The sequence below is a fragment of the Petropleomorpha daqingensis genome (assembly GCF_013408985.1).
Lineage (GTDB): Bacteria > Actinomycetota > Actinomycetes > Mycobacteriales > Geodermatophilaceae > Petropleomorpha > Petropleomorpha daqingensis.
The window spans coordinates 3,392,239-3,405,032 of record NZ_JACBZT010000001.1; the positions used below are offsets into that span (position 1 = coordinate 3,392,239).

Annotated in this window: 12 protein-coding genes; 9 read left to right on the forward strand and 3 right to left on the reverse strand. The window is 72.8% G+C overall.

All coding sequences use genetic code 11. The features are described from left to right. Window positions 1-10 precede the first annotated feature (10 nt). A complete protein-coding gene (valS, locus tag GGQ55_RS16880) occupies window positions 11-2,593 on the reverse strand; it encodes a valine--tRNA ligase (protein WP_179718653.1) in 2,583 nt (860 codons plus the stop codon). 59 nt (window positions 2,594-2,652) lie between these two features. Between valS and GGQ55_RS16885 the strand changes: the two genes are divergently transcribed. From GGQ55_RS16885 to GGQ55_RS16895, 3 genes are all read left to right on the forward strand, one after another. Then, entirely contained in the window at window positions 2,653-4,008 is a 1,356-nt protein-coding gene (locus GGQ55_RS16885; protein ID WP_179718656.1) for a bifunctional folylpolyglutamate synthase/dihydrofolate synthase, read from the forward strand. After that, entirely contained in the window at window positions 4,005-4,436 is a 432-nt protein-coding gene (locus GGQ55_RS16890) for a DUF4233 domain-containing protein (RefSeq protein WP_179718658.1), read from the forward strand. The genes GGQ55_RS16885 and GGQ55_RS16890 overlap by 4 nt, the downstream gene beginning before the upstream one ends. Before the next feature lie 96 nt (window positions 4,437-4,532). Then, window positions 4,533-5,603, forward strand: a complete 1,071-nt coding sequence (locus tag GGQ55_RS16895; protein ID WP_179718660.1) for a DUF3048 domain-containing protein — start codon at window positions 4,533-4,535, stop codon at window positions 5,601-5,603. 32 nt (window positions 5,604-5,635) lie between these two features. Here the strand turns inward: GGQ55_RS16895 and GGQ55_RS16900 are convergent, their stop codons facing one another. Both GGQ55_RS16900 and GGQ55_RS16905 read right to left on the reverse strand, forming a co-directional pair. Continuing rightward, window positions 5,636-6,181 carry a Clp protease N-terminal domain-containing protein gene (locus tag GGQ55_RS16900; RefSeq protein ID WP_179718662.1) on the reverse strand — a complete coding sequence of 182 codons (546 nt, stop codon included), beginning with the start codon at window positions 6,179-6,181 and terminating at the stop codon, window positions 5,636-5,638. 2 nt (window positions 6,182-6,183) lie between these two features. Continuing rightward, entirely contained in the window at window positions 6,184-6,405 is a 222-nt protein-coding gene (locus GGQ55_RS16905; RefSeq protein WP_179718664.1) for a helix-turn-helix domain-containing protein, read from the reverse strand. 74 nt (window positions 6,406-6,479) lie between these two features. Between GGQ55_RS16905 and ndk the strand changes: the two genes are divergently transcribed. The 6 genes from ndk to GGQ55_RS16935 all read left to right on the forward strand — a co-directional run bounded on the left by ndk (window position 6,480) and on the right by GGQ55_RS16935 (window position 12,724). Then, window positions 6,480-6,902, forward strand: a complete 423-nt coding sequence (ndk, locus tag GGQ55_RS16910; RefSeq protein ID WP_179718666.1) for a nucleoside-diphosphate kinase — start codon at window positions 6,480-6,482, stop codon at window positions 6,900-6,902. Between the two features lie 149 nt (window positions 6,903-7,051). Then, the gene (locus GGQ55_RS16915; protein WP_179718674.1) at window positions 7,052-8,011 is read left to right on the forward strand and encodes an ABC transporter ATP-binding protein; all 960 of its coding nucleotides are present in this window, start codon (window positions 7,052-7,054) and stop codon (window positions 8,009-8,011) included. A 78-nt stretch (window positions 8,012-8,089) separates the two neighbouring features. Continuing rightward, window positions 8,090-8,875, forward strand: a complete 786-nt coding sequence (locus GGQ55_RS16920) for an ABC transporter permease (protein ID WP_366489541.1) — start codon at window positions 8,090-8,092, stop codon at window positions 8,873-8,875. Beyond that, window positions 8,872-9,717, forward strand: coding sequence for an ABC transporter permease (locus GGQ55_RS16925; RefSeq protein WP_179718676.1), 846 nt, complete (start codon window positions 8,872-8,874; stop codon window positions 9,715-9,717). Before GGQ55_RS16920 ends, GGQ55_RS16925 begins: the two co-directional genes overlap by 4 nt. A gap of 311 nt (window positions 9,718-10,028) precedes the next feature. Next, entirely contained in the window at window positions 10,029-11,957 is a 1,929-nt protein-coding gene (locus tag GGQ55_RS16930; protein WP_179718678.1) for a TIGR03960 family B12-binding radical SAM protein, read from the forward strand. An 8-nt stretch (window positions 11,958-11,965) separates the two neighbouring features. Beyond that, window positions 11,966-12,724 (forward strand): TIGR03936 family radical SAM-associated protein, encoded by a 759-nt coding sequence (locus tag GGQ55_RS16935; protein WP_218859314.1) that lies wholly within the window; start codon window positions 11,966-11,968, stop codon window positions 12,722-12,724. Window positions 12,725-12,794 lie beyond the last annotated feature (70 nt).

Genomic DNA, 12,794 nt, shown 5'->3' on the forward strand with positions numbered 1-12,794 from the left:
GAGCTGCCGGTCAGTCCTCCGTGGGCGCCAGGACGACGGCGACGGTCAGCTCACCGGTGCCGGCGAGGACGTCGAGCTGCGCGATCCGCCCGGCGTCGACCAGGTCGGTGCGCGCCGCCTCGACCAGCGGCACCTGCGCCTCCGGGGCGATCACGGTGGCGGTCTGCACATCGGCCCGCATCGAGACCTTGGCGTCGGACTTCGCCTTGCGGACCCCGGCCAGCGCCACCCCCGCGACCTCCAGCACGGCCGGGTCGCCGCCGCGGGGCAGCTCCGTGGCGCGCGGCCAGATCGCCCGGTGCACCGAGCCGGCCTGCCACCAGGACCAGACCTCCTCGGTGACGAACGGCAGCACCGGCGCGAACAGCCGCAGCAGCACCGACAGCGCCACGGCGAGGGTCGCCTGCGCCGACTCCGCGGCGGCGCCGGACCCGTACGCCCGCGACTTCACCAGCTCGACGTAGTCGTCGCAGAAGGTCCAGAAGAAGGACTCGGAGACCTCGAGCGCGCGGGTGTAGTTGTAGGCGTCCATCGCCGCGGTGGCGTCGTCGACCACCTCGGCCAGCCGGGCCAGGACGGCGAGGTCCAGCGGCTCGGTGACCTGGTCGACCGACAGCCCCGCCGAGGCGCCCAGGCCCAGCACGAACTTGCCGACGTTGAGGATCTTCATGGCCAGCCGGCGGCCGACCTTCATCTGCGCCTCGTCGAACGGCGAGTCCGCGCCCGGCCGCGCCCCGGCCGCCCGCCAGCGCACGGCGTCGGTGCCGTAGCGCTCCAGGACGTCGATCGGGGTCGTCGCGTTGCCCTTCGACTTCGACATCTTCTTGCGGTCGGGGTCGACCACGAACCCGGAGATGGCCGCGTGCGACCACGGCACGGCGTCGAACTCGAAGTGCGAGCGCACCACGGTGGAGAACAGCCAGGTCCGGATGATGTCGTGCGCCTGCGGGCGCAGGTCCATCGGGAAGACGTGCGCGAACAGCTGCGGGTCGGTCTCCCAGCCCGAGGCCACCTGCGGCGACAGCGAGGACGTCGCCCAGGTGTCCATGACGTCGGGGTCGGCCATGAACCCGCCCGGCGTGCCGCGCTGGGACTCCTCGAAGCCCGGCGGGACGTCGGAGGAGGGGTCCACCGGCAGCGCGTCCTCGGCCGCCAGGATCGGCTCGTCGTGGACCGGCTGGCCCTCGTCGTCCAGGCGGTACCAGACCGGGAACGGGACGCCGAAGAACCGCTGCCGGCTGATCAGCCAGTCGCCGTTGAGGCCCTCGACCCAGTTGTCGTAGCGGTGCCGCATGTGCTCGGGGATCCACTGGATCTCCCGGCCGCGGGCCAGCAGGGCGTCGCGCAGCTCGGGGGAGCGGCCGCCGTTGCGGATGTACCACTGCCGCGTGGTGACGATCTCCAGCGGGCGCTCGCCCTTCTCGAAGAACTTCACCGGGTGCGTGATCGGCTTCGGCTCGCCGGAGAGGTCGCCGGACTCGCGCAGCAGCTCGACCATCCGCTGCTGGGCGCTGAAGACGGTCTTGCCGGCCAGCTCGGAGTACGGACCGGCGGGGACGTCGGCCGGCGGGTCGGCCACGATCCGGCCGTCCCAGCCGACGATCGCCCGGGTCGGCAGCTGCAGCTCGCGCCACCACGTGACGTCGTTGAGGTCGCCGAAGGTGCAGATCATCGCGATGCCCGAGCCCTTGTCCGGCTCGGCCAGCCGGTGCGCGACCACCGGCACCTCGACGTCGAACACCGGCGTGCGCACCGTCTTGCCGAACAGCGGCTGGTAGCGCTCGTCGTCGGGGTGGGCCACCAGCGCGACGCAGGCGGGCAGCAGCTCGGGCCGCGTCGTCTCGATGAAGACCGGGCCGGACGGGCCGTGGAAGGAGATCCGGTGGTAGGCGCCGGGGCGCTCGCGGTCCTCCAGCTCGGCCTGCGCGACGGCGGTGCGGAACGTGACGTCCCAGAGGGTGGGCGCCTCCTGCGCGTAGGCCTCACCGCGGGCCAGGTTGTGCAGGAACATCTTCTGCGCGATGGCCCGCGAGCTCTCCGAGATCGTCCGGTAGACGTTCGACCAGTCCACCGACAGCCCGACCCGGCGCCACAGCTGCTCGAAGGCGAGCTCGTCCTCCTCGGTCAGCCGCATGCACAGCTCGACGAAGTTGCGCCGCGAGATCGGCAGCTGGTCCTTGCCGGGGTTCTCCGGGGGCGTGAACGACGGGTCGTAGTGCAGCGAGGGGTCGCAGCGCACGCCGTAGTAGTTCTGCACCCGGCGCTCGGTCGGCAGGCCGTTGTCGTCCCAGCCCATCGGGTAGAAGACGTGCTTGCCGAGCATCCGCTGGTAGCGGGCGACGAAGTCGGTGTGCGTGTAGCTGAAGACGTGCCCCACGTGCAGCGAGCCGCTGGCGGTCGGGGGCGGGGTGTCGATCGAGTAGGTCTGCTCCCGGGGCGAGGTCAGCGCGGTGGCCCGGTCGAACGCGTAGGTGTCCTCGGCCGCCCAGCGCTGGACCCACTTCTCCTCGAGGCCCTCGAGCGACGGCTTCTCGGGTACGCCGCTCTCGGCTCCCGGGGCGATGCTGCCGGGGGTCGCGATGCGGGTCTCCATGGGGCCCATCGTAGGAAGGCCTGCGATCCGTTTCTCCGCGGCTGGCATCCTGGACACCGATGAGCACGACCGAGCACGGTGAGATGGCCCGCGTCGAGAAGGCACTGCTGGAGCGCTGGCCGGAGAACCGGCTCGAGCCGTCGCTGACCCGCATCAACGCGCTGATGGACCTCCTCGGGTCGCCGCAGCGCGCCTACCCCGTCGTCCAGGTGGCCGGCACCAACGGCAAGACGACGACGGCGCGGATGGTCGACGAGCTGCTGCGCGGCTTCGGCCTGCGGGTCGGGCGGTTCACCAGCCCGCACCTGCAGTCCATCCGCGAGCGGATCGTCCTCGACGGCGAGCCGGTCAGCGCCGAGCGGTTCGTCGAGACCTACAACGACATCGCCCCGTACATCGAGCTCGTCGACGCCGGCGGCGAGATCCCGATGAGCTTCTTCGAGGTCATGGTCGGGATGGCGTACGCGCTGTTCGCCGAGGCCCCGGTGGACGTCGCCGTCATCGAGGTCGGCATGGGCGGCACGTGGGACGCGACCAACGTCGTGGACGCCCGGGTCGCCGTCGTCACCCCTGTCGCGCTGGACCACGCCGAGTACCTCGGCCCCGACGTCGGCACGATCGCCGGCGAGAAGGCCGGGATCATCAAGCGCGACGCGATCGCCGTCGTCGCCCACCAGGAGCCGGCCGCCCTCGACGCCCTGGTCCGCCGGGTGGTCGAGGTGGAGGCCACGCTGGCGCGGGAGGGCACCGAGTTCGGCATCCTCGACCGCACGGTCGCCCTCGGCGGCCAGCAGTTGCGGCTGCAGGGCCTCGGCGGGGAGTACGACGAGGTGTACGTGCCGCTGTTCGGCGCGCACCAGGCGCAGAACGCCTCCACCGCGCTGGCCGCGGTCGAGGCGTTCCTCGGCGCCGGTGCGGCCACCGGCCCGATCGACGTCGAGACCGTGCGGACGGCGTTCGCCGCCGTCCGGTCACCCGGCCGGCTGGAGCGGGTGCGCACGTCGCCGACCGTGCTGGTCGACGCCGCGCACAACCCGGCCGGCATGGCGGTGACCGTCGCCGCGGTCCGCGAGTCCTTCGACTTCACCCGGCTGGTCGGGGTGGTGGGCTGCGTGCGCGGCAAGGACGTCGACGGGATGCTGCGCGAGCTCGAGGGCATCTGCGCCGAGCTCGTCGTCACCCAGAACAGCTCGGAGCGGGCGCTGCCGGCCGACGAGCTGGGCGCGCTGGCCGTCGACGTGTTCGGCGCCGACCGGGTGAGCGTGCACCCGCTGCTGCCCGAGGCGCTGGAGTCGGCGATCGAGCTCGCCGAGGCCGGCCCGGACGACGCCCTCGGCGGCTCCGGCGTCCTGGTGACCGGCAGCGTGATCACGGCGGGGGAGGCCCGCACGCTGCTGCAGGGTCGCTCGTCGTGACGGCGCCCGACCCGGTCCGCGCCGCGCGGGCGCTCAACGGCGGCGCCGCCGCGGTGCTCGTGCTCGAGGCGATCGTCGTCCTGTTCGTGCCGCGCGGGATCGCGCAGAGCGGGCCGGGCCTCACCGGCTTCCGGCTGACCTACCTGCTGGTCCTCGCCGTCCTGCTGATCCTGGCCGCGGGGGTGCAGCGGCGCCCGCGCGGGCTGGTCATCGGCACGGTCCTGCAGGTCCCGCTGGTCCTGACCGGGCTGTTCAACTCCGTGCTGTGGGTGGTCGGCGGCATCTTCGCGCTGCTGTGGCTGTACCTGCTGCAGCTGCGGCGGGACATGCTCGGCTCGATCCTGCCGCGCCCGGCGGCGCCCCATCCGGCGCCCGATCCGTCGCCCGACACGCCTCCCGGGTCGCAGGAGGAGCAGCCGCACCAGTAGTCGCCCGGCCGGGCGATTCTCGGCGCAACGGGCCGACGCGTTCCGCCTGCCGCCCTACTCTGGCGCACCCTGCTCGACCTCCCAGGAGCGTGCGCCGTGGTTGCGTCCGGTCGTCGATCCCGTCGCCCGTGGCTGGTGGCGGCCGGCGTGGTGCTGGTCGCCGTCCTGCCCGCGTGCGGCCCGGACGAGCAACCGCGGGCGACGGGGACGTCCTCCAGCAGCACGACCGCGGCCCCGACGACCACGACGCCGCCGCCCCCTCCGCCCCCGCCGCCGGTCTACCCGCTCACCGGGGTGCAGGCGCCGGGTGTGGTCAACCGGCCGGCACTCGCGGTGAAGATCGAGAACTCGATCGACGCCCGGCCGCAGACGGGGCTGAACATGGCCGACATGGTCTGGGAGGAGGTCGTCGAGGGCGGCATCACCCGCTACGTCGCGGTGTACCAGTCCGCCGTCCCCGCCGAGATCGGGCCGGTGCGCTCGGTGCGGCCGATGGACCCGGCCATCGCCGCGCCGCTGCACGGGCTGCTCGCCTTCTCCGGGGGGCAGCAGCAGTACGTCGACGCGGTCGGCGCGGCCGGCCTGCAGGTGCTCAGCATGGACGCCGGCTCGGGCGGCTTCTACCGGGTGCACTCCCGGCGCGCGCCGCACAACGTCTACGCGACGCCGCAGACCCTCCTCGACCAGGCCGACGGCGCGCACGTCGCGAGCCCGCCGCCGCAATTCACCTTCGCCGGGCCGGGTCAGCCGCCCTCCGCCGGTGCGCCTGCGGGGGTCGTGCGCCTGACGATGTCGGGGGTCAGCCACCCCAGCTGGACGTGGAGCCCGCCGGACGGCGCCTGGCTGCGCTCGGAGGGGCCGTCGCCCGCGGTCGAGGCGGACGGGGCCCGGCTGCGCGCGACCAACGTCGTCGTCCTGTCCGTGAACGTGGTGAACACCTCCGCGCGTGACCCCGCCGGCAACCCGGTGCCCGAGACGCAGCTGCTCGGATCCGGGTCCGCGCTGGTCGCGATCGGCGGGACCGTGGTGACCGCGACCTGGTCGAAGGCCTCGCTCGGCGACCCCGTCGTCCTGACCGGCCCGGACGGCGCCGTCGTGCGACTCGCTCCCGGCACCACCTGGGTGGAGCTCGTGCCGCTGCGGACCGGATCGGTGACCACCGGCTGAGCCCGCGGCCAGCAGCAGGCGCAGCCAGAGCACTACGCGGCGTCGGGGGCGTCGAGCCGCCGGCGCAGGTCGGTCAGGTCGACGTCCAGGTGGTCGAGGACGGCGCTCGAGCGCTTCTCCTCGGCGCCGAGGACACCGAGCAGGACGTGCCGGGTGTCGATCTCGCCGTCGCCCCGGCGGATCGCGGCCCGCAGGGAGAGCGAGAGCGCCTTCTTGGCGTGGTCGGTGAACGGGAGGTGCCCGCCCGGACGGCGGCGGCCCTGGCGGGCGCGGTCGGCGAGCGCGCCCGATCCGAACGCGGCCTCCGCTGCCGCCTGCACCTTGCCGAGGTCGATGCCGAGCGCGGCGAGCGCGTCGGCGTCCAGGGCGCTGCTGGGGTCGCCGACCTCGCGGACGGCGGTCCGCAACCGGGACGGGTCGACGCCCGCCGCGTGCAGCGCCTGGCCGCCCGGACCCCCGACCATGGCGATGCCGAGCAGCAGGTGGGTGGCGTCGATGAACGGCTCGCGGGCCTCGCGCGCCTCCGTCTGGGCGAGGACGACCACCCGCCGGGCCTCCTCGGTGAAGCGTTCGAACATCGTCAGCGATCCCTTCTCGACCGGGCGTGCTTCTTGTGGACCGCCTGCCGGGAGACCCCGAGCGCGTCGGCGACCTGCTGCCAGGACCAGCCGCGGTCCCGGGCGTTGGCCACCTGCAGCGCCTCCAGCCGGTCGGCGAGCTCGCGCAGGGCGCGGATGGCCCGCAGGCCGGTGGCCGGGTCGTCGGCCGCGGCGGCGGTCGTGACATCGGTGGGTGTTGCCATGGCTGTCAATCTAGGTTGACATCTCGGAGGTGTCAACCAAAGTTGACGAACGGCGTCCCGTACGCTGCCGCCTCGTGTCCGCACCCACTGCTGAGCGCACCCTGGTCCTGGTCAAGCCCGACGGCGTCGCCCGCGGCCTGGTCGGCGAGGTCGTCTCCCGGCTGGAGGCCAAGGGCCTGCGGCTGGTCGCCGCCGAGCTGCGCACCCTGACCGCCGAGACCGCCGAGACGCACTACGCCGAGCACCGCGAGCGGCCGTTCTTCGCCTCGCTGGTCGAGTTCATCACCAGCGGCCCGCTGATGGCGCTGGTCGTCGAGGGCCCGCGGGCGATCGAGGCGTTCCGCGCGCTGGCCGGCGCGACCGACCCGGTGAAGGCGGGCCCCGGCACGATCCGCGGCGACTTCGCCCTCGAGGTGCAGTCCAACATCGTGCACGGCTCCGACTCGCCCGAGTCCGCCGCGCGCGAGGTGCAGCTCTTCTTCCCCGACCTGGGCTGAGGGGAGCAGCGTTTGATCAGGTGACCTGATCAAACGCTGTCCTACTGCACCAGCGTTGCCGAAGGAGGCCAGCCGTTGATCAGGTGACCTGATCAACGCTGGACCCAATCCGGTCGTCGGGTGTCGGTGGGGCTGGTTACCGTCGTCCGGTGCTCTCCGACCGGTCCCTGATCCGCGCCCGCGGGCTGGTCAAGCGCTTCGGCGACTTCACCGCCGTCGACGGGATCGACGTCGACGTGGCGCCGGGGGAGGCCTTCGGTTTCCTCGGCCCCAACGGCGCCGGCAAGAGCTCGACGATGCGCATGATCGGCGCGGTGTCCCCGCCGACCGCCGGTGAGCTGCGCATCCTCGGCCTCGACCCGGTCGTCGACGGCCCGCGCATCCGGGCCCGGCTCGGCGTCGTCCCGCAGACCGACAACCTCGACCTCGAGCTGACGGTGCTGGAGAACCTGCTGGTCTACGGCCGGTACTTCGGGCTGCCACGCGGCACGATCCGCGAGCGGGCCGCCGAGCTGCTGGAGTTCGTGCAGCTGTCCGACCGCGCCGCCGACAAGGTGGAGCCGCTGTCCGGCGGCATGAAGCGGCGGCTGACCATCGCCCGCTCGCTGATCAACGAGCCCGACGTCGTCCTGCTCGACGAGCCCACCACCGGTCTGGACCCGCAGGCCCGGCACGTGCTCTGGGAGCGGCTGTACCGGCTCAAGCAGCGCGGGGTCACCCTCGTGCTGACCACGCACTACATGGACGAGGCCGAGCAGCTGTGCGACCGGCTCGTCGTCATGGACAAGGGCCGGATCGCGGCCGAGGGGTCGCCGACCGAGCTGATCCGCTCCTACTCCACCCGCGAGGTCTGCGAGCTGCGCTTCCCGCTCGCCGAGGGCCAGCCCGGCCCCGAGGCGTTCGTCGACGCGATCAAGCCGGTGGTGCACTCCGGCGCCGCCGAGCGGATCGAGGTGCTGCCCGACCGCCTGCTGCTCTACGCGCACGACGGCGAGGCCGCGCTGGCGGCGGTGACCGCGCACGGGGTGCACCCGCAGTCCAGCCTCGTGCGGCGCAGCTCGCTGGAGGACGTCTTCCTTCGGCTCACCGGCCGGACGCTGGTGGACTGAGGTGACCGAGCTTGCGAGGTCACCCAGGGGCACAGCACCGCCGGTCAGGAGTCCGACGAGCGTCAGCGAGGAGGGCTCGTGACCGTCCCCGTGCTCACACCGGGCGCCCTGGCCTTCGCAGGTCAGCGGCTCACCGCCTACCGGCACTTCTGGCGCAGCAGTCTGATCAGCAGCGTGCTGGAGCCGGCGCTGTTCCTCGCCTCGATGGGGCTGACGCTGGGCATCCTGGTCGACCGCGGCCCCGGCCTGCCCGGCGGCGTCTCCTACCTGTCGTTCCTCGCGCCGGGGCTGCTGGCCGCCGCGGCGATGCAGACCGGGTCGTTCGAGTCGACCTACCCGGTGCTCGGCGCGATCAAGTGGGACAAGACCTACGACGCCGTGCTGGCCACGCCGACCCGGGTGCCCGACCTGCTGGTCGGCCAGCTGCTGTACGTCGCGTTCCGGGTGACGACGTCGGCGGCGCTGTTCCTCGCCGTCCTGGTGCTCTTCGGGGCGGCCGACAGCTGGCTGGTGGTGCTCGCCGTGCCCGCCGCGCTGCTGACCGGCATGGCCTTCGCCGCCCCGATCACGGCGTACGCGGCGACGCTGGACAACGACAGCGGGTTCGCCGCGGTGCAGCGGTTCCTGATCATCCCGATGTTCCTGTTCTCGGGGACGTTCTTCCCGGTCAGCCAGCTGCCGGCGGTCTTCGAGTGGATCGCCTACGTCACCCCGCTGTGGCACGGGGTCTCCCTGGCCCGTGGCCTCGCGCTCGGCACCATCGATCTCGGCGCCGGCCTGCTGCACGTCGGCTACCTGGCGCTGTGGATCGCCGGCGGCGTGCTGCTCGCCCGGTGGGCCTACCGCCGGAGGCTGCTCACGTGAGCGCCGAGACGCTGGAGCTCGCCTCCCCGCCACAGCCCGGGTCGCTGCTGCTGCGGGTCTTCCCGCTCTACCCGCTGTCGGCCCGGCGGGCCGGGTACCTCGTGCAGCGCAACTTCCTGGTCGCCAAGCGGACCTGGGTCCTGTTCGTCTCCGGCTTCTTCGAGCCGTTCTTCTACCTGCTCTCGATCGGCGTCGGCATCGGCGGGCTGGTGGGCGACGTGGTGACCGACACCGGGACGTCGCTGACCTACCAGCAGTTCGTCGCCCCGGCGCTGCTGGCCAGCTCGGCCATGAACGGCGCGATCTACGACGCCGTCCACAACCTGTACTTCAAGCTGCGGTACTCGAAGCTCTACGACGCCGTGCTGGCCACGCCGCTCTCGGCGCCCGACGCCGCGGTGGGGGAGACGACCTGGGCGCTGCTGCGCGGCGCGTCCTACTCGGCGGCCTTCCTCGTGATCATGGCGATCCTCGGGCTGGTCGAGTCGTGGTGGGCGGTGCTCGCACTGCCGGCGGCGATCCTCATCGGCTTCGCCTTCGCCGCGGCCGGGCTGGCGGCCACCACGTTCCTGCGCAGCTGGCAGGACTTCGAGTTCGTGCAGCTCGCCGTCCTGCCGATGTTCCTGTTCTCGACGACCTTCTACCCGCTGTCGACCTACCCCGAGCCGTTGCAGTGGGTCGTGCGGTGCACGCCGCTCTACCACGGCATCGAGCTGATCCGGAACCTCGTCACCGGCGAGGTCGGCTGGTCGCTGCTCGGCAACGCCGTGTACCTGCTGGTCATGGGCCTGATCGGGCTGGCGATCGGCGCCCGCCGCCTGTCCGGCCTGCTGCTGAAGTAAGGCGGGCCGAGGCGAGCGGCATCGACGTGAGGTGCCACCCCCGGCAGGCCCCGCAGCGGTAGACGCGGATCGGCACCTTCTCACGCACCTGGTCGTCGCCGGCGCGCCCGATCCGGACGAGAGCCAGCTTGGCGTCGAGCGCCGTCCTGAACCTGTGCTTCCCGGTGCATCCGTGCACGTCGACCAGTCTCGGGCCTCCGCCGACTGCGCAGTTGCAGTCGCCGACATCTGTGGACACGCCGCGGCGGGCGACCAGTAGTGCTCACTCGGCAGGGGAGGGGCGCTCCACCGCCGTCTACCCTGGACCGGTCATGAGCGTCGCGTCCCTGTACCCCCGTCTCGAACCGCTGCTGGCCCAGGTCGGCAAGCCGATCCAGTACGTGGGCGGTGAGCTGAACTCGCAGGTCAAGGAGTGGGACGACGTCGCCGTCCACTGGGCGCTGATGTACCCCGACGCCTACGAGGTCGGGCTGCCCAACCAGGGCCTCATGATCCTGTACGAGGTGCTCAACGAGCGCCCCGACGCCCTCGCCGAGCGCACCTACGCCGTGTGGCCCGACCTCGCCGCGCTGATGCGCGAGCACGGGGTCGACCAGTTCACCGTCGACGCCCACCGGCCGGTCCGCGCCTTCGACCTGCTCGGCGTCAGCTTCGCCACCGAGCTCGGCTACACCAACCTGCTCGAGACGCTCGACCTCGCCGGCATCCCGCTGCACGCCGCCGACCGCGACGAGACCCATCCGGTCGTGATCGCCGGCGGGCACGCCGCGTTCAACCCCGAGCCCATCGCCGACTTCGTCGACGCCGCCGTCCTCGGCGACGGCGAGCAGGTGGTCGGCGACATCACCGACGTCGTCCGCATCTGGAAGGACCAGGGCCGTCCCGGCGGCCGCGAGGAGCTGCTCGCCCGGCTGGCCCGGGTCGACGGCGTCTACGTGCCGCGCTTCTACGCCGTCTCCTACGCCCCCGACGGCACCATCGCCGCGGTCACCCGGACCCGGGACGACGTCCCGGCCCGGGTCGGCAAGCGCACCGTGATGGACCTCGACGAGTGGCCCTACCCGAAGACGCCGCTGGTGCCGATGGCCGAGAGCGTGCACGAGCGGATGAGCGTGGAGATCTTCCGCGGCTGCACCCGTGGCTGCCGCTTCTGCCAGGCCGGGATGATCACCCGCCCGGTCCGCGAGCGGACGATCACCGGCATCGGCTCGATGGTCGACCAGGGGCTGCGCGCCACCGGCTACGAGGAGGTCGGGCTGCTGTCGCTGTCGTCGGCCGACCACTCCGAGATCGGGCAGATCGCCAAGGAGCTCGCCGACCGCTACGAGGACAGCAAGACCGGGCTTTCCCTTCCCTCCACGAGGGTTGATGCATTCAACGTCACCCTCGCCAACGAGCTCTCCCGCAACGGACGGCGCAGCGGGCTGACGTTCGCCCCCGAGGGCGGCAGCGAGCGGATCCGCCGGGTGATCAACAAGACGGTGTCCAAGGAGGACCTCGTCCGCACGGTCACCACCGCCTACGCCAACGGCTGGCGCCAGGTGAAGCTCTACTTCATGTGCGGCCTCCCCACGGAGACCGACGAGGACGTCCTGGAGATCGCCGAGCTCGCCGTCGAGGTGATCCGGGCCGGCCGGGAGGCCAGCGGCAGCAAGGACATCCGCTGCACGGTCTCGATCGGCGGTTTCGTGCCCAAGCCGCACACCCCGTTCCAGTGGGCCGGGCAGGCCAGCGCCGAGACGATCGACGCCCGGCTCAAGCTGCTGCGGCAGGCGATCAACAACGACCGCCGGATCGGCCGCTCCATCGGCCTGCGCTACCACGACGGCAAGCCCGGGGTCATCGAAGGCCTGCTCTCCCGCGGCGACCGCCGGGTCGGCCGGGTGATCGAGCGCGTCTGGCGCGACGGCGGCCACTTCGACGGCTGGAGCGAGCACTTCTCCTACGAGCGCTGGACGACGGCGGCCGCCGAGGAGCTCGGCGCCTTCGGCGTCGACCTGGACTGGTTCACCACCCGCGAGCGCACCGAGCACGAGGTGCTGCCCTGGGACCACCTCGACTCCGGCCTGGACAAGGAGTGGCTCTGGGAGGACTGGCAGGAGGCGATCTCCGAGGAGGAGGTCGGCGACTGCCGCTGGACCGGCTGCTACGACTGCGGCGTCTGCCCGACCATGGGCACCGAGATCCAGATCGGCCCGACCGGTCGCAGCCTCCTGCCGCTCACGGTGGTCGGCCGCTAGTGGCCCGCATGCCTGAGGGGCCGCCGCCGCCCCCGACCGTGCAGAAGCTGCGCCTGCGCTACGCCAAGCGCGGCCGGCTGCGCTTCGCCTCGCACCGCGACCTGGCCCGGGCGCTGGAGCGGGCGCTGCGCCGCGCCCAGGTGCCGATGGCGTTCTCCGCCGGCTTCACCCCGCACCCGAAGATCTCCTACCTCGGCGCGGCGCCCACCGGCGCGGCCAGCGAGGCCGAGTACGCCGAGATCGGGCTGGCCGAGCGGCGCGATCCCGAGCAGGTGCGCGCCGCCCTGGACGCCGCGCTGCCGGAGGACGTCGTCGTCCTGGAGTGCGTCGAGGCGGGGGAGGGGACCGGCTCGCTCGCCGACCGGATCGACACCTCGGTCTGGCGCATCGAGCTGCCCGGGCTGCCCCTCGCCGACCTGCAGTCGGCCCTGGACGCCTTCCTCGCGCGCGACGAGGTGACCGTCGCGCGGCGCACCAAGACCGGCCTCAAGGACGTCGATGCGCGCGCCGCCGTCTTCGGCGCGTCGGCGGTCGAGGAGGCAGGTTGTGCCATACTGAATGCGGTCGTCCGGCAGGTGACGCCCGCTGTACGACCCGACGACGTGTTGGCCGCTCTCGCTGCCGTCGCCGACCTGCGCCCGCCGTTGCCCGCCAGGGCCGTGCGTGCGGCGCAAGGCCGGCTCGACGACGACGGGACCGTGGCCGATCCGCTCGGTCCTGACCGTGCGGCGCGCACCCGCTGCCAGGGGGAGCACGCGACGGTCTGACCCGCGCCGTCGCGTGGCACGGCTGCCAGACGTGCCGCACGCTCGGAGTCACCCGGCCCCGGGCACCTCA